Here is an 18,297-nt window from a genome sequence, read left to right on the forward strand (position 1 = left end):
AAATGGCAAGAATCCAACTCAACAACATCCAGAAACGCTGGGGCGCCATCTGGGGTGTCCGGGACGTGAACCTCGACATTGCGGATGAGGAATTTGTCGTCTTCCTTGGCCCCTCGGGCTGCGGCAAGACCACCACCATGCGCATGATCGCAGGTCTTGAAGAGCCATCCGAAGGCGAGATCGTCATGGACGGCGAGGTGATGAACGACATTGACGCCCGCGACCGGGATGTTGCGATGGTGTTCCAGGGCTACGCGCTCTATCCCAACATGACGATCTACGAGAACATCCGCTTTCCGTTGCGGATGCGCGGCGTCCCGAAGGACCAGCATGATGCCCTGATCCGCCGTGCGGCAGGACTGGTCGAACTGGTCGACTACCTCGACCGCAAACCCAGCGCATTGTCAGGCGGTCAGCGCCAGCGCGCCGCGTTGGCCCGTGCCATCGTGCGCCAACCGCATGCGTTCCTCATGGACGAGCCGCTGTCGAACCTCGACGCCAAGCTGCGTCAGCACATGCGCGTGCAGATCAAGCATATCCAGCGCGAGCTGAAGATCACCACCGTCTACGTGACCCATGACCAGATCGAAGCGATGACGCTCGCAGACCGCATCGTGATCATGGACAAGGGCGCGATCCAGCAGATCGGCACGCCGGACGAGATCTACAACGATCCCGCCAACACCTTTGTCGCCAACTTCATCGGTGCGCCGCCGATGAACCTGATCGCAGGCAGGATGGAGCAGGGCATCTTCACAGCGCCCGGTGTCCGGGTCGACGGCCTGCCCGCCAAACATGATGGCAAGGTCACGCTGGGCGTGCGCCCCGAGGATTGCACCGTCACGGCGGACGGTGGACATCTGACCGGGATCGTCTACGGGGTCGAGCCGACGGGCGACATGACCTATCTCACGATCAAGGCGGACGACAAGCTGATCGAGGTGAAGGCCCATCGCGACTATCGCGCGGACTTGAATTCCGATGCGTCTGTCGGCTTTGATCCCAAGCGGATTTACCTTTTCGATACGGCCTCCGGTCAGCGCCTGCGCTGACGCCGCACAGGATGGAGAACAACCCATGACCTTTGACTATACCTCGATGGGGTTTCACACCTTTGACGCGCTGTGCCGCCCGGTGACCGAAATCCCCCCCGGCGGAAACACCTATTTCGTCGATGAATTTACGTTGGCTGTGTCCGGCGCTGCGGGCTCAGCGGCCATCGTCGCGGCCAAGCATGGGCTTAAGGTTCAGGCTGTAGGCGGTGTCGGCAATGACCTGATGGGCGATTGGGTCCTGCGCCGCTTTGGTGATTTCGGCGTCGATACCGAGATGATGCAGCGCATCCCCGACATGACCACCTCGTCCAGTGTTGTGACCACCCGCCCCGATGGGGCGCGCCCGGCGTTGCACAAGCGCGGTGCGACGGCGGGGTTCTATGTCACTGATGACCAAATGGACCGGGTTCTGGACACGAAAATCCTGCACATCGGCGGCGTCGGCCTCATGGACGCGATGGACCAGGGGCGCAATGCCGAACTTCTGGCCGAGGCCAAGGCCCGCGGCATCACCACCACGCTGGATGTCTTCGCCTCAACTCCCGAGGATTTCCCACTGATCCGCCCGCTTCTGGCGCATACCGATTATTTCATGCCGTCCGAGGAAGAGGCGATGGCCCTGTCGGGCATGACCGATTACGAGGAGATCGCCGCGTTCCTGCTGGATCAGGGCGTCGGTGCCGTGATCCTGACGCTTGGCGCGGATGGGGCCATGTACCGTGATCAACGCGGTCAAAAGATCGACATCCCGTCTTACAAAATAGACGTGGTCTGCACCTGTGGCTGCGGTGATTGCTTCAACGCGGGCTTTGCCACCGGGCTGCATCTGGGCCGATCCATTGAGGACTGTATCCGCTTCGGACAGGCATCCTCTGCGCAGAACGCAATGGGGCTGGGCTCTCAGGCGGTTGTGTCGTCGCTTGAAAACACCATCGCCTTTATGGAGACCACGCCGACCCGCGCGTGATCTGGTCTGCAACACCCTAACGAAAGCCACTGAATGCCCCCCGCGATCATCTTCGATCTCGACGGCTGCCTTGTGGACAGTGAAGTGCTGTCGCTCAAGGCCATCGCCGACGAGGCGCACCGTCTGGGTGCCCAAGACCTGAATCCGCGCGACTTGGGGAAAGAGGTGCTTGGCCTCAAGATGTCACGCATCGCCGAATGGGTTGGCAACAGGGCAGGGCGGCCAGCGCCTGAAGATTTCGCGGAGTGCATTGATCGGCTGCTGATGGAGCAGTACCCGACTGATCTGAACCCAATCGACGGCGCATACGACCTGTTGTCAGCCCTTCATCATGCCGGATGTCACATGGCGGTCGCCACGGGCAGTTCAAAGGCACGAATGGCGCTGGCCCTGCGCACAACGGGACTTGATGGCTTCTTCGAAGGCCGCGCGTGCAGCTCTGACGAGGTCGAACATGGCAAACCCGCGCCGGACCTGTTTCTCTTGGCAGCCAAGGTGATTGGTCGTGTTCCGGGCGATTGCATCGTGATCGAGGATTCCCCGCATGGCGTCGAAGGCGCTTTGGCCGCCGGGATGACACCTGTCGGATTTGTCGGCGGTGGGCATCTTGAAGGTCGGCGCGACGATCACGCGGACACGCTCAGACAAGCAGGCTGCGTGTCGATTGTGGATCGTCTGGACAGGTTTCAGGACTTGGTCCTGTCCGGACACCTCATGTGACAGGAAAAACGCGAGGCCGATCCGGCCCCGCGCCCTTTCTTACCATTTGGTAAAATCTCAGCGGCTGGGCTTTTTGCCGAAGGCCACCGCAAGAACAATGATCGCACCCGCCACCATCATCTGCTCGGACACGTCCAGCCCCATGATGATCAGACCGTTGTTGATGGTCCCGATCAGCAGGGCGCCCACGAAAGTGCCGATGATCGTGCCCTTGCCTCCGAACAGGCTTGTTCCCCCAAGGATCACAGCCGCGATGGCCGCCAGTTCCGCGCCTTCACCGAAATTGTAGCGTGCAGTGCCCATCATCCCGGTCCAGAGCATCCCGGCCAACGCCGCGCCGACACCAGTGATCAGGAAGCAGATGATTTTCACACGCTTGGTGTTGATGCCCGAATAGCGCGCCGCCTCGCGGTTGCCTCCGGTCGCCAGCACTTGCCGTCCAAAAGGCGTGTAGCGCAGCACCACGTGGCCGAGGATCGCCACCGCAACGGCCCAGAGGAACAGGGTGGGGACCACGCCGATCGTTCCGGGGCCGAACACCATGTCGAAGGTCTCGTTCCGCACGGGCACGGGGTTGGTGTAGGTGATCCGCATGTCGATGCCGCGCACCAGTTGCATCATGCCCAGCGTCACAAGGAAAGACGGGATCGACAGGGCGGTGACGAAGAACCCGTTGACCAGACCGACCGCCACGCCGCAGAGAAGCCCGGCGATCACGCCGCCGACAAACCCGTATCCCGCCTGTATCGCCAGCGCCGACACAAGCGCCGCCAGCGCGGCTGTCGACCCGACGGACAGGTCCAGTTCGCCTGACGAAATGATGAAGGTCATGGCGATGGAGATCACCCCGATCATCGCGGTTGTGCGGGCGATGTTGAACAGGTTCGACACTGTCAGGAAGCCCTTGTCGCCAATGGTGACGGCAAAGAAAAGAAGCACACCGGCAAAGCAGATGTACACGATGTTTTCGCGCCAGTTGATGCGTCCGAGATGGAACGATCTTTCTTGCGGCATGGGGTCAGCCTTGGACTGCATGGTGCAGAGCCTCCTCAGATTGCACGTCTTTGCGGTTCATGTTCCCGATCACGCTGCCATCGTAGATGATGAGCAGCCGGTCGCTGATCGCGAGCAGCTCTTCGAATTCGGATGAAATGACGACAACCGCCGTGCCTGCATCCGCGATCTCGCGCACTTTGCGCACCAGTTCGGATTTCGCGCCGATATCGACACCGATGGTCGGCTCATCAAGGATCAGCACCTTGGGTTTGCGCTCCAGCCACTTGGCCAGAACGATCTTCTGCTGGTTGCCACCGGACAGTAGGTAGACCTCCTGATCCGGGCCTTCGCACTTGATCTTGAGGTCCACGATATGCCGGTCGGATGCCGCGCGGGCGGGCTTGTCCCCGACAAAAAGGTTGCGCGTGAAGCGGGCAAGGTTCGGCAGGATCACGTTGTCCCGCAGGCTGTGATCCAGAACCAAACCCTGTGTGCGGCGGTCCTCGGGCACCAGCCCGACGCCTGCCTCAATGGCATCGCGATTGTTGCGCACGGGTTGGCCGCCGATCCGGACAGACCCGCCGTCAATCTGGCGAATGCCGAAAATGGCCTCGACAATCTCGGTGCGGCCTGAACCGGTGAGGCCGGCAAGCCCCAGGATTTCGCCGGGGCGGACGTCAAAGCTGACATCGTCGACATACCCGTTCACCCGCAGGTTCTCAACCTCGAGAACAGGGGCCGCGGTCATGTCAACGTCGCGCGCGACCCAATCCAACGCGGCGGTGCTGTCAGAGCCAAGCATGGCGCGGATCAGCTCTTCCATTGTCACGTCACTTGTGTCGGCCGTCAGCATGTCGCGCCCGTCGCGCATCGCGGTGATGCGGTCGCAAATCTGGTAAATCTCGGCCATGCGGTGCGAGATGTAGACGATGGAAATACCTTGCGTCTTCAACTGGTTCACCAGTCGAAACAGGGTCTCAACCTCGCTTTCGGACAGCGAAGCGGTGGGTTCGTCCATCACGATGATACGGGCGTTCTTGGACAGCGCTTTGGCTATTTCGACCATCTGTTTCGCACCAACGCTCAGGTCTTCGACACGTGCGCGCGGGTCGATGTTTTCGCCGAATTCCTGAAGAATATCGTGCGCACGGCGGATCATCTCGGCGTCGCGAATGAAGATATTGTTGCCGCGTTTCGGCTCGTGACCCAGAAAGATGTTTTGGGCGACAGTCAGGGTGGGGATCAGGCTGAATTCCTGAAAGATCATCGCGATCCCGGCGGCTTCTGCATCGCGGGGTGCGGCAAAGCTGACATCCTGTCCGTCGATCTGCACGGTGCCGGCATCCCGCTGATAGACGCCTGTCAGGATCTTCATGAGGGTGGACTTGCCCGCGCCGTTTTCGCCCATCAAGGCATGGCATTCGCCCTTGCGAAGAGTGAACCCGGCATGGCGCAGCACGGGGTTGCCGTTGAACGCCTTGTCGATGTCCCGCATGGTCAAAACATCTGTCGACATGTCGTGCTCCTCCTCACAGACAAGCCGTACGCCACGGGGAGGCGTGGCGTACGGCAAGCTGCATCAGTTGCTGGCCAGATCGGCTTGCATCGTTTCCGGCAACGGGATGCGGTAGATCTTCTCATACGCCTCGGCGAGGTTGTCGCGGCTCACACGAACCGGCGGCACCGAGATGTAGGAGGGCAGGCTTTCGCCGATCAGCGCCAGTGCACCGGCGCTCGCCTCAGTGACGCCCTGTGTGTAGGGCTGTTGGGTCGAGATACCCGCGATGAAGCTGTTGGCAGCCATCTCGGCAGCAACGATCTGATCGAAGTTCTCGTTCACGATCTTGAAGTCCGCCGGACGCTTGCCGTTGATGCGCGCGGCTGTGGCAGCCCCCATCGCCGGGATCGACCACGACCCGTAAACACCCTGCAGCGTGGGATAACGGGCGAGCAGGGCCTGTGCCACTTCCTGACCCTTGTTCGGGTTGTCATGACCGGCCGCCGCGACCAGTTGCAGGTCGGGATACTTGGCGATCATGCGGGCGATAAAGCCGATGTAGCGCAGGTTGGTCACGTGGAAGTCGTTCGCGTAATACATCGCCGCGACATCGCCTTCGCCGCCGACTGCGTCGTTCAACAGGTCAGCCAGATACATGCCAAGGGCAAGGTTGTCGGACGAGATCACCGACACGTAGTCCTCACCCGGCTGCATGCCGTCGGCGGCCTGGTCGATGAACACGATCTGCGAACCGGCATCGGCAAGGCGCTGGAACGCGGATGCGGTGGTCGCGGTGTTCAGCGGGATCGATACCACCAGATCGGGCTTCAGTACCGAAATCGCGTCGAGGTCGGAAATCTGGCGTGCGTCTTCCCAGTTCGCATTGGTTTCTGCGACCACTTCGATGCCCAGATCGACAAAGGTTTCCTTGAGGCCCAGAAGCTGCTGCGAGGCCCAGTCGTCACCCAGCCAACCCATTGAGATCGCTGCGGTAAAGTTGCCTGCACGGATCTTTTCTTTTTGCTCTTCGGTGATCTGGATCTCGGTGTAAAGCACACCTTCCTCACCGCGCGGTCCAAGGCTGACGACGGTCTGGGACAGATCGTCGATCTTGGCCAGCTCCAGCGTGCGTTCTGTCGGCGCCTTGTACCACAGCGGGTGACGAACATCGCCGATATTGTCCTGCGCAAAGGCGGGCAGGGACAGGCCAAGGATGGCAGCAGTTGCGCCAGTGGCCATGAGGGTTCTACGGGTCAACTTCATTTTGGTCTCCTCCGATGGAAGTTTTCGCGTTAGGGGGGTGACCGCCGATCAGCGGTCGAGCATGAATTCCTTGAGCATCGCCGCAAGGCGATCCTGCGCTTCGAGCGCAAGCGAGTGACCGCATTCCTCGAAGACGGCGGCTTTCTCTACGCCGTTGGACAGTCGTGCCATCTGTTCCTCGACCAGCGGTCCAAAGAATTCCGGCGCGCCCACGGTCATGATGGGCAGGGTGAGTTTCTCGTTGCGCAATTCGCGCACGATCTCGGCGTTCTTGAAGGCGGCGCGATAGGTTTCGAGCGTACCCCGCAGACCACCCGGCGCCTTGAGGCAGGCGACCCACTCGTTCATCGCCTCTTCGGTGATGGCGTTGGGGTTCCAGGTCTCAGCCTTGATCCAGAATTCCCAGAACTCGCGTTCCTTGCCGTTGATCAGCATCTCGGGCAGGTGGGGGATCCAGAAGAAGGGGATGTGCCAGACCCAAACGCCGCTTTGGCGAAACTGGGACGTGATGTTGTCGGGGGTGAAAAACGACGCTTCTTCAAGACCTTCGCTCGACATCAGCATTTCACAGAAAGACAGGGTCTTGACGCGCTTGCGTTCGGTTGCCGCCAGCACATAGGCAAATTCCGCGCCGCGGTCTTCGCCATGCACATGGAACGTGTCATGGCCAAGGAAGGTCATCAGCTCTGCGAGGTCCTGCGCGTTGGTGCGGCTGTCATAGCCTTCGCTGACGGGGGGCTTGTCGGTGTAGCCAAAGCCGCGCAGGTCGGGGGCGACAACGGTGAAATGTTCGGTCAGCAGCGGGATCAGCTTGTGCCAGTAGTAGTTGGTCTTGGGTGTGCCATGGACCAGCAGCAGGGGTTCGCCCTGACCGGCAGTCACATAGTGCATCCGGATGCCGTTCACGCGGGCACGCCCATGCTTCACCGGTGCGCCTGTATGATCGAAAATCTCGGCCATTTTTCCCTCCCTTTAGGTGCTTTTGACCATGCTCTTCACGTTGCGGGGTCTTTGTGATCGCGGTCAGTCAGGGTGGCTTTGGGCGTGTCCCTTACGCCGCCTGAACATGTGCTGCGGTTATGAACTTATGTTCTAACAGTGGATCAAATGTCAAAATAAAAATTTCAGACGCACAGCTTGCGTGTTCCGAGGGTGGGCGGCCCGATGTGAAGGTGTAAAAAATAAATCTAAAAAAAACAGATTATTATTTCGAAAATTGGAGGATACTCAATCGGTCGCGTTGCGCGCGCTCTGCCTGGGGAATTGTCCGGGTCGACACATGTAGGAACATTTGAAATGTAGTATCATTATATGTTCTGGATCGTCCGATCGGGTGAATCTCTGGGTGAACCGCACTCTGCGAGGCGTGACACCGATTCTGTCCGTTGGTTTCGCACGGGGCGCGGGCAAAAAGTGAACCGGTCTCTGCGCGCGAACAAAGCTGCAGTTTTCGGGTGCGCGATGCCTTCTGAGGTACTTACGACGGCGCCGCTTCCGCCTCTGAAAGACGGGTCACCGTCTTGGCCATGGCGTGATCGATATGCGCCTTCATTTCGTCTTCGGCACGGGCGACATCGCCTTGCATCAAGGCCTCGATCACCCGGCTGTGTTCCGTCCACGAGGTGTCGGCCGACACGACGCCGCGCACAACCACCGCCATGGATCGGCGGATGTGATGCCAGTTGGTGCGCATCGTGGTTTGGATGGTGTCGTTGCCGGCCCAAGTGTAGATCATTTCGTGGAACTCGAAATCGACGGCAATCTGCTGATGCGGATCGTTGGATCGCACCGCCTCCCACCCGCGTTTGAGCATCATCTCCGCCTCTTGCGCGGCATCCGCCGGTTTGCGCTCATGTGCGAGGCGGATCGCGAAGGGTTCGACGGCGCTGCGGAATTCGTAGATCGACAGGAACTGCTCGGGGCTGATGCGCGAAACCACGACACCCCGGCGTCCGGTGTCTTCCACGAACCCGTTGGCCTTGAGCAGGGAGATCGCGCTGTTCACCGGCTGTCGCGAGACTTTCAGGCGGGCTGCGATCTCGTCCTGATTGAGCCGCTCCCCCGGTTCGAACTCTCCGGAACAGATCGCATTCAGCAGGATATCGTATGTTTGCTCGGTCAGCGATTTGGGCTGTTCTATCGTCTGCATGTCCATCCTTTCACACGCAGACCAGACCTTGGTCGCATGTTTTTTTCGAAGCCATAGACTAAATTAAAAATTTCGTATACGAAATACGTACTGAATGCTGAACGCATGATTTTTGGGAGGATGAACCATGTGTGAAGTCTTTGCCGGACAAGATCCCGAACGCTACACAAGCACCACCCGGCGTTTACGCCTGAACGGACAGAGCACGTCGATTCGATTGGAGAACGCGTTCTGGGCAACCTTGGATGAGATCGCTGCCCGTGACGGCGTGTCGACCCCGATGTTCATTTCGACCCTACATTCCGAAGTTCTGGAACGTCGCGGCGAGCCGAAAAACTTCACCTCGTTGCTGCGCTGCGCCTGCCTGAAATTCATGGAGATCAACCAATCCACGCCCGTACACGCCATGGCGGCAGAGTGACTTTGTCCCTCTGAACGACAGAAAAAATGCGGGGTAGTACAGGCATACTACCCGCACCCCCCATGGGCCGGACTAGCCTGCGAACGGACACAGAAACCAACCGCAGGAGTCACCCTTGGCAAAGCAAATCCATTCGATGATCCGCGTTCTTGATGAGGAGCGGTCGGTCGCGTTCTACGACAAGGCATTTGGCCTCAAAGTCGCGGACCGGCTCGATTTCCCGGACTTCACGCTGATCTATCTGAGCAATCCCGAAACCGAGTTCGAACTCGAGTTGACCGTGAACAAGGGTCAGACCGAGCCTTACGATCTTGGCAACGGCTACGGCCACCTTGCTGTCTCGGTCAGCGATCTGGACTCCGAGCATGCCCGGTTCGAGGCGGAAGGCCTGAGCCCCCGCAAACTCGTGTCCTTTGCGCCGGCAGGCGAGGTGATCGCCCGGTTCTTCTTTGTCGCCGATCCGGACGGGTACCAGATCGAGGTGCTCGAACGCGGTGGACGGTTCAAGTGATCAGGCCGCACCTGTCCTTTCCAAAAGGTGCACATCAAACAGGGAGGAGAATTCTCATGTCACAGAAAGAAAGCCTGCGTGGGTTGACCCGGCGTGACCTGCTCAAGCGCGCAAGTGCTGCGGGTGCGTCCTTTGTCGTCGGGGCCGGGTTCCTTGCCGCACCTGATGCGGCATGGGCCTATGAAGCCACGCATCTCGATGCAGAAACCTTTGCCACGCTTGTCCAGATGGCGCGCGATATCTATCCGCACGATCAGGTGGCCGATGAATACTATGTGATCGCGGTCAAGGGCTATGACAGCGCCGAAGCGGTGGCTGGCATCACGGCCGGGATTGCCGCATTGAATGCGGCCGCTCAGGGCAAGGGCTTCGACAGCTATCTCGCCACCGGATGGGAACGCGACCGCGTCGACATCCTGCGCGGCATGGAAGACAGCGCGTTCTTCCAGCAAATCCGCGGCGGTCTGGTGACCGGTCTTTATAACCAGAAGGCGGTCTGGCCGATCTTTGGCTACGAGGGCGAGTCCTTCTCGCAGGGCGGTTACATCGATCGCGGTTTCAACGACATCAACTGGCTATAATCGAAACCCGCCGCGTTGCCCGCTTTGGCGACCTCTCGTGACCGCTAGGAGACGAGACCGGGTCGACCGATGTGGGGGCAATGATGGCCGGTTCCGGGAGGAACACACATGACTGCACCTTTTGATCTGAATGACGACAGTGTCGTCGTTGTTATCGGTACTGGCGCCGGCGGCGGTGTTGTGGCAAGCGAATTGGCCCGCAAGGGCATAAGCGTCGTGGCTTTGGAAGCTGGCGCGCGGCATCTGCCCGAGGATTTCATCAACGATGAATGGGAAAGTTTTGGCCAGTTGGCCTGGCTCGATCCGCGTACCACCAGCGGCGACTGGCGCGTGGCCAAGGATTTTTCCGGTCTGCCCGCATGGATCGTGAAATCCGTGGGCGGCACCACGCAGCACTGGGCTGGGGCCAGCTTGCGCTTTCAGGAGCACGAGTGGAAAGCCGCAACCACCTATGGTCCGGTTCAGGGGGCAAATCTGCTCGACTGGCCGATCGAAGCGGCCGAAATGGACCCGTGGTACGCATTGGCCGAAGACAAGCTGAACGTGACGCGTACGGGCAATCGTCCGGGCCTGCCGGGCAACAACAACTACCTCGTTTTCGAAAAGGGCGCCAAGGCGCTGGGCTACAAAGAGGTCAGCACAGGCCGCATGGCCATCACGTCGCGCAATGACGACAACGCGCGGTTGATGTGCCAGCAGACAGGCTTCTGCTTTCAGGGGTGCAAATGGGGCGCGAAATGGTCAGCTGGCTATCACGAGATCCCCGAGGGTGAGGCGACCGGAAACCTTGAAGTGCGTCCGCAAAGCCATGTCGCCCGCATTCTGCACAACGAAGCGGGCAAGGTCACGGGCGTCGAATATTATGACGCGAACGGCACGCTGCAGATGCAGAAGGCGCGCATCGTCTGCGTCGCGGGCAACTCCTTCGAAAGCCCGCGCCTGCTCATGAACTCTGCGTCTTCGATGTTCCCGGACGGCCTAGCCAACAGCTCGGGTCAGGTGGGGCGCAACTACATGCGGCACATGACCGGGTCGGTCTATGGCGTCTTCGACAAGCCGGTGAAGATGTGGCGCGGCACCACGATGGCGGGCATCATCCAAGACGAGGCACGCCATGACCCATCGCGCGGGTTCGTTGGTGGGTACGAGCTTGAAACCCTGTCTCTGGGTCTGCCCTTCATGGCCGCCTTCCTTGATCCCGGCGCGTGGGGGCGTGAGTTCACTTCCGCGCTCGATCATTACGAGAACATGGCAGGCATGTGGATTGTGGGCGAAGACATGCCGCAGGAAACCAACCGCGTCACGCTCAACCATGACGTCAAAGACAAGTACGGTTTGCCGGTGGCCAACGTGCATTTCGACGACCACCCCAATGATGTCGCGATGCGCAACCATGCCTACAAAACCGGTCAGGCGATCTACGAAGCGGTTGGGGCAACCCGCACCTTCCCGACGCCGCCCTATCCGTCGACGCACAACCTCGGCACCAACCGGATGTCCGAAAACGCGCGGGACGGTGTGGTGAACAAGTGGGGTCAGACCCACGACATTGCGAACCTGTTCATCTCGGATGGCTCGCAATTCACCACCGGGGCCGCGGAAAATCCGACGCTGACCATCGTGGCGCTGGCGATCCGGCAAGCGGACCACATCGCGCGGGAAATGAGCGCGCAGAACCTTTGAGCCATGGACGGCGCTCTTTCGGGGGCGCCGTTTTTTTCCATCTGATACAATTTGCAGAAGGCAGCATTATCATGCTCGATCTTGGGAACCGCGTTTCGATCTATCAGCCTGAACAGGATGGGCTGATTTTTCCCGAGCTGCCGGAATTCGACAGTATCGAAGCCGAACGCCAGCACCGCAAGGAGCGGCTGGTCGCGGCGTGCCGTGCCTTTGCACAACAGAGGTTCGACTACGGCTTTGCCGGGCATTTGACCGTGCGCGATCCGGAACGGCCGGAGCTCTACTGGACCAACCCGATGTGCATTCATTTCGACAAGGTGAAGCTGTCAAACCTGATCCTCGTCGATCACAAAGGCACCGTGATCGAAGGCGATTACGCTGTGAACCGCGCGGGCTTTGTCCTGCACGCGAATGTGCACGAAGAGCATCCCGACATCATTGCCATGTGCCATGCTCACACCACCTACGGCACCGCATGGTGTGCGACGGGGCGGCCCATCGACCCTATCACGCAGGACGCCTGTGCCTTCTTTGAAGATCACGTTGTCATCGGCGAGCAGGGCGGACAGGTCGCGGTGGAGAACCACGCGGGTTCAGACGTCGCCAAAGCCTTCAAGGGTGTGAAAGCCGCGCTGCATCAGAACCACGGTCTGTTGACCGCCAGCCGTCACAGCATCGACTCGGCCGCCTTCTGGTTCATCGCGTTGGAACGCTGCTGCCAGCAACAGCTCGACATTGCCGCCTCCGGCATCACGCCGATCCGCATCCCCGACGACCGCGCGCGCTACAGCCGCGAGCATGTGGGTAGCGACTATATCGGGTGGCTGCATTTCCAGACGATCTGGAACCAACTGATCATCGACCAACCCGACATGTTGCTCTGAGGAACCTCTTGCAATGCTCGCGTGCCTCTCGACAGCGCGTCGAAGGGATCGGTGACCACATCCGGGGTCACGAAGGAAAGTTTAGAGAACTGGTGTAAGTTTTTGACATTTCGCCAAAAAACGCACCTGCAGCGGTTCTACCTTGACCGCACGGCTACGCTGAACGGGCAGGGGCGCCAGTGGTGTCGCGGATGATGGGCTCGGCCGAGATCTCCGACACGACGGGCGGCATGTCCGGATCGGCAATGCGATCCAGCAGGGCGCGCGCGAGTTTGCGGCCAAGCTTGTGCGGCGACACCGCCATGGTCGTCAGCGCAGGCGTTGCCACGGCTGCATCCTGAATGTCGTCGAACCCGAATACGGAGACATCAACTCCGGGCCTTTTCCCTGCGCGGTTCAGCGAAAGGCAGGCGCCAAGCGCGACCATGTCACCATTGCAGACGACCGCAGTGATTTGGGGATGGGCCTGAAGCAAGGCGCCCATTGCGTTCAGACCGGCAAGCTTGTTGTCCTCGCAACTCCAGACAAGGCCGGGACCAAGATTCCGCTCCGCCATGATCTGTTTGTAGCCTGCGATACGTTCCTTGCGGACCAGTGTTTCGTCGGTCCCGCCCAGATAGGCGATGTGCCGGTGCCCAAGGTCGGCGAGATACCGTGTGGCAGTGGCCGTGGCCTCGGTATTGCGGATGCCGACATGATCCAGGTCGCGGCGGACATGACGCAGGAAAGTGACGACGGGAATGCGCTGTGCGGCCAGCATGTCGAAGGTGTCTTGCGAGGTATCCACGGCGGGCACCCATAGCAGGCCACCACGCCCGTGTTGGATGAAGGATTCAAGCTGTCGTTTCTGGCGGTCTCGGTCGTCGCGGGTGTCCACGATAGACACAAGATACCCTTCGGCCTCAAGCAGATCGACGACGCCACCCACCACTTCGGCATTGAACGGGTTGCCCAGCTGATTGATCACGAAGCCGATTTCCCGGTTCTCACCCGACCGCATCGCGGCTGCACGGGAATTCGGCAGATAATGCAGCTTGCGGGCGGCGTTCAGCACCTTTTCGCGGGTCTCGTCGGAGATGCGACCCGTGCCCCGCATGACCTGGCTCACGGTCGGAATCGACACGCCGGCTTCTCTTGCGACTGTGCTGAGAGTGGGTTTGGGGGTCACGAATCCGCTCTGACTTGATATAACGATAATTCAAAAAATGCCCGTAAAACGCTTTGAAATCAATATTCACTGCTGGTTATTGCTTCTTTTTCCAAAAATTCTCGGTTGACCGATGATATAACGATATATCATTGTTCGACATCAAGGGGGAGATTCGCGCTGCCGATTGCGGTCAGCTCATCAACGCCGAAACAGCCAAGCCCGACTTGGCGCAGACGACACGGGCAATGCCGATCCGGTCAGCCCACAGGTCAAAATCTGGGAGGAAACATGACCCTATTCTCAAAAACATTCGGCGCAGCATCCGCCATAGCCATGTCATGCGCTGCGGTTGCCGCTCAGGCCGACGTTCTTTTCTGGTCCACGCAGGCACGTCCCGCCGAAGAAGCGCAGGCCATGACAGAGCAGGTGCTTTCGGGTTTCGCGGGTGGCGTGGACTACCAGCCAAACGAAGGTGGCCCATGGCTCACCCGCCTGCAGGCTGAATTGCAGGCGGGTTCTGGCAGCATTGGTGTCCTCGGGTCGCTGCACGGTGATTTCTCGGCAATGAACCCCGATGATCTGGTTGATCTCGACGATCTGGGTGTGTCCTCCGCCTCGGCCACGTTCAACACACTGGCCAAACTTGGCACCGACAACATGCAGTACATCCCTTGGATGCAAGCCAGCTACATCATGGCGGCCAACAAGGAAGCGCTGCAATACCTGCCTGAAGGCGCGGATATCGACGCATTGACCTATGACCAGCTGATCGAATGGTCGGCCAATGTCCATGAGGCCGTGGGTGAACCCAAGTTCGGCTTCCCGGCAGGTCCGAAGGGTCTCAAGCACCGCTTCTTCCAGGGCTATCTTTACCCGTCCTATACCAACGGCGTCGTGCGCACGTTTGCGTCCGACGAAGCCGTGACAGCGTGGGAGGCCTTCAAGAGCCTGTGGGAACACACCAACCCGGCTTCGACCAACTTCTCGTTCATGCAGGAACAGCTCTTGTCGGGCGACGCATGGATCGTTTTTGATCACACCTCGCGTCTGGCGCAGGCATTCAACGACCGTCCGGATGACTTTGTCGCTTTCCCGGCACCTGCCGGTCCGACCGGCCGTGGCTTCATGCCGGTTCTGGCTGGCGTCGCCATCCCGCGCACTGCACCCGACATGGATGCGGCCAAGGAACTGGTGAAGTACATGCTTGATCCGGCAACCCAGATTGCCACTCTGCGGGCCACCAACTTCTTCCCGGTTGTTGATGTGGCGCTGCCCGAGGATCTGCCCCCGTCCGTGAAGGCCGCGGGTGATGCCGTGGCGAAGATGAGCGGCTCTGCTGACGCCAACCCGGGTCTTCTGCCCGCAGGTCTGGGCGACAAGGGAGGCGATTTCAGCCAGGTCTTCGTCGACACGTTCGAGCGTATCGTTCTGGCAAATCAGGACATTCGCATGGTTCTGGACGACCAGAAAGGCAAGCTGGCCGCGATCATGCAGGAAAGCGGCGCGCCGTGCTGGGCACCCGATGCCGCATCCGATGGCCCGTGCCCGGTCGAATAAGATCGCGTCATAACATATGACCTGTCCGGGCCGTGGTGTGCGGCCCGGACCCCAAATACCCCCGCCATGCAGCCCTGCCTTGCCAAGAAAGGAGCGCTCCGATGAACGCTCGGTTCTTACCCTACGTTCTGATCGCACCGGTCACGTTCTTCTTGTGCGTCTTTTTCCTGTACCCCTTCGTTCTCGTCGCCAATCAGGCGTTCACGGTCGACGGTGGCTACACGATGGAGAATTTCCGCGAGGTCGTCAGTGACTGGAAGTTCCCGATCTCCCTGCAAAACACTCTGTTGCTGGCAGCAGCCGTCGTGCCCGTCCAGCTTGCCTTGGCACTTCTCATGGCAACGATGGTCAACCGGATGCAAAAGGGCAGGGACCTGATCCTGTATGTCTGGACGATCCCACTGGGCATTTCAGACCTTGCCGCCGGGATCATCTGGCTGGCGATTTTCGAACAATCCGGGTTCCTGAACTCCATGCTGGATGCGGTGGGCGTGATCGACAAACCCGCGAACCTGCTGACCTATCAGAACCCGTGGATCGTGTTCCTTGCCATCGCCCTCGCCGAGATCTGGCGGGCGACGGCGATCATGCTGGTGATCCTTGTCGCGGGCATCGGCCTGATCCCCAAGGAATATTACGAAGCAGCCGAGGTCTTTGGGGCGTCGAAGTGGAAACAGTTCCTGCGCATCACCCTGCCGCTTCTGCGCCCGTCGCTGCAAACGGCTCTCGTGCTGCGGGTCATCCTTGCCTTTGAAATCTTCGCAGTCGTTGCGGCTTTGGGCGGCACGCTCTTCCCCGTGCTGATGAGCGAAACCTATGCCTACCAGTTTGACCTGCTCAACAGCGGTGCGGCCGCAGCGATGGCACTGATCATCCTCGGCATCTCGATTGCCGCGACCCTGGTCATCCTGCGCGCCCTGCGCGTTCCGAAAGGAGCAACGATATGACCGCCGTCGCAACCGATGTCGCAGCGCCCGACGCCCGAAAAGCTGGTCGCTGGCTTTATGTCACCAGCGTTGTGCTTCTGTGTGCCTGGGTGATTGTCCCGCTCTACTTCCTGCTGATCAACACGCTCAGCGCTCCGGAGGACGTTCAAAGCTACCCCAAGGCCTTCTTCCCCGCTTTCGACATGGGCAGTCTGAGCTTCTTCGTGACCTTCAACGGCATGATTGATGCGCTCTTGAACTCGATCATGGTGGCAGGCCTGACCATGATCCTGTCCATCGCAGTAGGCGCACCGGCAGGCTATGCCCTGTCACGCTTTGATTTCCCGGGTAAGGAACTGTTCCGCCTGCTGATCCTGCTGACCCGCGCCTTCCCGCTGCCACTTCTGGCGCTGCCGCTGGCTGTGATGTTCATCCGCACCGGGCTTGACGACACCATCATCGGGCTTGCGCTTGTCCACACGACATTGGCGATCCCTTTTGCGGTTCTTATCACCTTCTCCCTGTTCTCGGGCATCCCGATGGAGCTTGAGGAAGCGGCATGGACCCTTGGCTGCACCCGTCTGACGGCTTTTACGAAAGTGGTGCTGCCCCTGATCCTGCCCGGAATTGCGGCATCGGCGATTTTTGCCTTCGTGATCTCATGGAATGAAGTCTTTGCGGCGGCCGTTCTGACCATCGAGAACCGGACCCTGACGGCGTTCCTTCTGGTCAAACTGAGCGAAGCGCCGATCCATCTGAAATTCGCTGGCGGCTTCATCCTTGTTCTGCCGGCGCTGATCTTCATCTTCGCCGTGCGCAAGTACCTGTTTGCCATGTGGGGCATCGCCAACCGCTGAGGCGGCGCTGCGTGAAATAAGGAACCAGAAAAATGGCTGAAATCCAGATCAAGAACGTGGCCAAGAAATTCGGCGAATATCAGGCCCTGCATGACATCAACCTGACGATTGCGGATCAGGAATTCATGGTGCTTCTGGGCGCATCGGGCTGCGGCAAGACCACCCTTCTGCGGATCATCTGCGGGCTGGAAACCGCCACCACGGGCGAAGTCTGGATCGGTGGGCGGCGTGTCGATCACCTCCCTCCCAAGGATCGCGGCATTGCCATGGTGTTTCAGAATTACGCGGTCTTCCCGCATCTGACCGTGTTCGAAAACATCGGCTTTGGTCTGCGGATGCAGAAGCTCCCCAATGACGAGGTCACCCGCCGTGTCGAACGGGTGGCGGAACTGATGCATATCGAGATGCTGCTCAAGCGCTATTCCGGCGAATTGTCCGGTGGTCAGCGCCAGCGCGTCGCTGTGGCCCGCGCGCTTGCAATGGAGCCGGACGTGATCCTGATGGACGAACCGCTGTCCAATCTCGATGCGCTTTTGCGGATGGAAATGCGGGCCGAATTGAAGGGCGTTTTGGCTGAATCCAAGACGACTGCCGTCTATGTGACGCATGATCAGGTCGAAGCCATGTCGATGGCCGACCGCATCAGCGTCATGCACAAGGGCAAGATCGTGCAAGCCGCATCGCCGATCGAGGTGTACCGCAACCCGGCGGCGGAATTCGTCGCGGGATTTATCGGAAATCCGCCGATGAATTTCCTGCCGGCAACGTCCGCTGGCGATGGGCGCTGGACGGTGGCTGGTCAGATTTTCGAAGGACCCAAAACGGACAAGGCTCTGAAATTCGCGATCCGACCCGAAGACATGACCCCGGCCGCATCTGGACTGACCGCAACCGCAAAGGTGATCGAACCGCTGGGTGCGCACCTGCTTGTGACCTGCGATGTCGACGGTGCGATGTTCCGCGCTGTGCTTGACAGCGATGCGATCGTCAAAACCGGCGACCTGCTGACATTGGCGCCGCAACCTGATCGCGTGCGCTGGTTCGATCCCGAAACCACGCTTGCCGTCGCCTAAGGACAA

The 18,297-nt window shown here is 59.8% G+C and carries 18 protein-coding genes; 12 read left to right on the forward strand and 6 right to left on the reverse strand.

Features of this window, described 5'->3' with window-relative positions:
• Positions 1 to 2: 2 nt before the first annotated feature.
• Genes ACMVPR_RS02980 through ACMVPR_RS02990 form a run of 3 tightly spaced genes read left to right on the forward strand, consistent with a single transcriptional unit; the run spans position 3 to position 2,742 of the window.
• Entirely contained in the window at positions 3 to 1,052 is a 1,050-nt protein-coding gene (locus ACMVPR_RS02980; RefSeq protein WP_416881648.1) for an ABC transporter ATP-binding protein, read from the forward strand.
• A 25-nt stretch (positions 1,053 to 1,077) separates the two neighbouring features.
• Positions 1,078 to 2,022, forward strand: coding sequence for a carbohydrate kinase family protein (locus ACMVPR_RS02985; RefSeq protein WP_416881649.1), 945 nt, complete (start codon positions 1,078 to 1,080; stop codon positions 2,020 to 2,022).
• A gap of 33 nt (positions 2,023 to 2,055) precedes the next feature.
• Positions 2,056 to 2,742, forward strand: a complete 687-nt coding sequence (locus ACMVPR_RS02990; RefSeq protein WP_416881650.1) for an HAD family hydrolase — start codon at positions 2,056 to 2,058, stop codon at positions 2,740 to 2,742.
• 57 nt (positions 2,743 to 2,799) lie between these two features.
• Here ACMVPR_RS02990 and ACMVPR_RS02995 read toward each other — a convergent pair whose 3' ends face one another.
• From ACMVPR_RS02995 to ACMVPR_RS03015, 5 genes are all read right to left on the reverse strand, one after another.
• Positions 2,800 to 3,756, reverse strand: coding sequence for an ABC transporter permease (locus tag ACMVPR_RS02995; RefSeq protein ID WP_416881651.1), 957 nt, complete (start codon positions 3,754 to 3,756; stop codon positions 2,800 to 2,802).
• 4 nt (positions 3,757 to 3,760) lie between these two features.
• Complete coding sequence (locus ACMVPR_RS03000; protein WP_416881652.1) at positions 3,761 to 5,254, reverse strand: sugar ABC transporter ATP-binding protein; 1,494 nt, start codon at positions 5,252 to 5,254, stop codon at positions 3,761 to 3,763.
• A 63-nt stretch (positions 5,255 to 5,317) separates the two neighbouring features.
• Positions 5,318 to 6,499, reverse strand: coding sequence for a substrate-binding domain-containing protein (locus ACMVPR_RS03005; protein WP_416881653.1), 1,182 nt, complete (start codon positions 6,497 to 6,499; stop codon positions 5,318 to 5,320).
• A gap of 48 nt (positions 6,500 to 6,547) precedes the next feature.
• Entirely contained in the window at positions 6,548 to 7,459 is a 912-nt protein-coding gene (locus ACMVPR_RS03010) for an alpha/beta fold hydrolase (RefSeq protein ID WP_416881654.1), read from the reverse strand.
• Positions 7,460 to 7,976: 517 nt separating this feature from the next.
• Entirely contained in the window at positions 7,977 to 8,648 is a 672-nt protein-coding gene (locus tag ACMVPR_RS03015; protein WP_416881655.1) for a GntR family transcriptional regulator, read from the reverse strand.
• Positions 8,649 to 8,775: 127 nt separating this feature from the next.
• On the opposite strand from ACMVPR_RS03015, the gene ACMVPR_RS03020 reads away from it, so the two are divergent.
• The 5 genes from ACMVPR_RS03020 (at position 8,776) to ACMVPR_RS03040 (ending at position 12,728) form a co-directional block, all read left to right on the forward strand.
• A complete protein-coding gene (locus tag ACMVPR_RS03020) occupies positions 8,776 to 9,069 on the forward strand; it encodes a ribbon-helix-helix domain-containing protein (RefSeq protein ID WP_416881656.1) in 294 nt (97 codons plus the stop codon).
• A gap of 115 nt (positions 9,070 to 9,184) precedes the next feature.
• Positions 9,185 to 9,580 (forward strand): VOC family protein, encoded by a 396-nt coding sequence (locus tag ACMVPR_RS03025; protein WP_416881657.1) that lies wholly within the window; start codon positions 9,185 to 9,187, stop codon positions 9,578 to 9,580.
• Positions 9,581 to 9,636: 56 nt separating this feature from the next.
• Positions 9,637 to 10,161: a twin-arginine translocation signal domain-containing protein gene (locus ACMVPR_RS03030; RefSeq protein ID WP_300581761.1), complete on the forward strand. Its 525-nt coding sequence runs from the start codon at positions 9,637 to 9,639 to the stop codon at positions 10,159 to 10,161.
• A gap of 108 nt (positions 10,162 to 10,269) precedes the next feature.
• Positions 10,270 to 11,844, forward strand: a complete 1,575-nt coding sequence (locus ACMVPR_RS03035; protein ID WP_416881658.1) for a GMC family oxidoreductase — start codon at positions 10,270 to 10,272, stop codon at positions 11,842 to 11,844.
• Positions 11,845 to 11,915: 71 nt separating this feature from the next.
• Positions 11,916 to 12,728, forward strand: coding sequence for a class II aldolase/adducin family protein (locus ACMVPR_RS03040; protein WP_416881659.1), 813 nt, complete (start codon positions 11,916 to 11,918; stop codon positions 12,726 to 12,728).
• A gap of 154 nt (positions 12,729 to 12,882) precedes the next feature.
• On the opposite strand, the gene ACMVPR_RS03045 is transcribed toward ACMVPR_RS03040, so the two are convergent.
• Positions 12,883 to 13,896: a LacI family DNA-binding transcriptional regulator gene (locus ACMVPR_RS03045; RefSeq protein ID WP_416881660.1), complete on the reverse strand. Its 1,014-nt coding sequence runs from the start codon at positions 13,894 to 13,896 to the stop codon at positions 12,883 to 12,885.
• A gap of 270 nt (positions 13,897 to 14,166) precedes the next feature.
• Here ACMVPR_RS03045 and ACMVPR_RS03050 point away from each other — a divergent pair, with 270 nt between their 5' ends.
• From ACMVPR_RS03050 to ACMVPR_RS03065, 4 genes are all read left to right on the forward strand, one after another.
• Entirely contained in the window at positions 14,167 to 15,435 is a 1,269-nt protein-coding gene (locus ACMVPR_RS03050; RefSeq protein WP_416881661.1) for an extracellular solute-binding protein, read from the forward strand.
• Between the two features lie 101 nt (positions 15,436 to 15,536).
• The gene (locus ACMVPR_RS03055; RefSeq protein WP_416881662.1) at positions 15,537 to 16,382 is read left to right on the forward strand and encodes a carbohydrate ABC transporter permease; all 846 of its coding nucleotides are present in this window, start codon (positions 15,537 to 15,539) and stop codon (positions 16,380 to 16,382) included.
• Positions 16,379 to 17,218: a carbohydrate ABC transporter permease gene (locus ACMVPR_RS03060; RefSeq protein ID WP_300581777.1), complete on the forward strand. Its 840-nt coding sequence runs from the start codon at positions 16,379 to 16,381 to the stop codon at positions 17,216 to 17,218. The genes ACMVPR_RS03055 and ACMVPR_RS03060 overlap by 4 nt, the downstream gene beginning before the upstream one ends.
• 32 nt (positions 17,219 to 17,250) lie before the next feature.
• Positions 17,251 to 18,291, forward strand: a complete 1,041-nt coding sequence (locus ACMVPR_RS03065) for an ABC transporter ATP-binding protein (RefSeq protein ID WP_300581780.1) — start codon at positions 17,251 to 17,253, stop codon at positions 18,289 to 18,291.
• The last annotated feature ends 6 nt before the right edge of the window (positions 18,292 to 18,297 follow it).

The sequence above is a fragment of the Marivita sp. genome, from assembly GCF_048006345.1.
Classification (GTDB): Bacteria; Pseudomonadota; Alphaproteobacteria; order Rhodobacterales; family Rhodobacteraceae; genus Marivita.

What these genes read in the sequence shown, in the direction of transcription:
- ACMVPR_RS02980 (WP_416881648.1), top strand. Translation starts at nt 3, where the DNA reads ATGGCAAGAATCCAACTCAACAACATCCAGAAACGCTGGGGCGCCATC.
- ACMVPR_RS02985 (WP_416881649.1), top strand. Translation starts at nt 1,078, where the DNA reads ATGACCTTTGACTATACCTCGATGGGGTTTCACACCTTTGACGCGCTG.
- ACMVPR_RS02990 (WP_416881650.1), top strand. Translation starts at nt 2,056, where the DNA reads ATGCCCCCCGCGATCATCTTCGATCTCGACGGCTGCCTTGTGGACAGT.
- ACMVPR_RS02995 (WP_416881651.1), bottom strand. Translation starts at nt 3,756, where the DNA reads ATGCCGCAAGAAAGATCGTTCCATCTCGGACGCATCAACTGGCGCGAA.
- ACMVPR_RS03000 (WP_416881652.1), bottom strand. Translation starts at nt 5,254, where the DNA reads ATGTCGACAGATGTTTTGACCATGCGGGACATCGACAAGGCGTTCAAC.
- ACMVPR_RS03005 (WP_416881653.1), bottom strand. Translation starts at nt 6,499, where the DNA reads ATGAAGTTGACCCGTAGAACCCTCATGGCCACTGGCGCAACTGCTGCC.
- ACMVPR_RS03010 (WP_416881654.1), bottom strand. Translation starts at nt 7,459, where the DNA reads ATGGCCGAGATTTTCGATCATACAGGCGCACCGGTGAAGCATGGGCGT.
- ACMVPR_RS03015 (WP_416881655.1), bottom strand. Translation starts at nt 8,648, where the DNA reads ATGCAGACGATAGAACAGCCCAAATCGCTGACCGAGCAAACATACGAT.
- ACMVPR_RS03020 (WP_416881656.1), top strand. Translation starts at nt 8,776, where the DNA reads ATGTGTGAAGTCTTTGCCGGACAAGATCCCGAACGCTACACAAGCACC.
- ACMVPR_RS03030 (WP_300581761.1), top strand. Translation starts at nt 9,637, where the DNA reads ATGTCACAGAAAGAAAGCCTGCGTGGGTTGACCCGGCGTGACCTGCTC.
- ACMVPR_RS03035 (WP_416881658.1), top strand. Translation starts at nt 10,270, where the DNA reads ATGACTGCACCTTTTGATCTGAATGACGACAGTGTCGTCGTTGTTATC.
- ACMVPR_RS03040 (WP_416881659.1), top strand. Translation starts at nt 11,916, where the DNA reads ATGCTCGATCTTGGGAACCGCGTTTCGATCTATCAGCCTGAACAGGAT.
- ACMVPR_RS03050 (WP_416881661.1), top strand. Translation starts at nt 14,167, where the DNA reads ATGACCCTATTCTCAAAAACATTCGGCGCAGCATCCGCCATAGCCATG.
- ACMVPR_RS03055 (WP_416881662.1), top strand. Translation starts at nt 15,537, where the DNA reads ATGAACGCTCGGTTCTTACCCTACGTTCTGATCGCACCGGTCACGTTC.
- ACMVPR_RS03060 (WP_300581777.1), top strand. Translation starts at nt 16,379, where the DNA reads ATGACCGCCGTCGCAACCGATGTCGCAGCGCCCGACGCCCGAAAAGCT.
- ACMVPR_RS03065 (WP_300581780.1), top strand. Translation starts at nt 17,251, where the DNA reads ATGGCTGAAATCCAGATCAAGAACGTGGCCAAGAAATTCGGCGAATAT.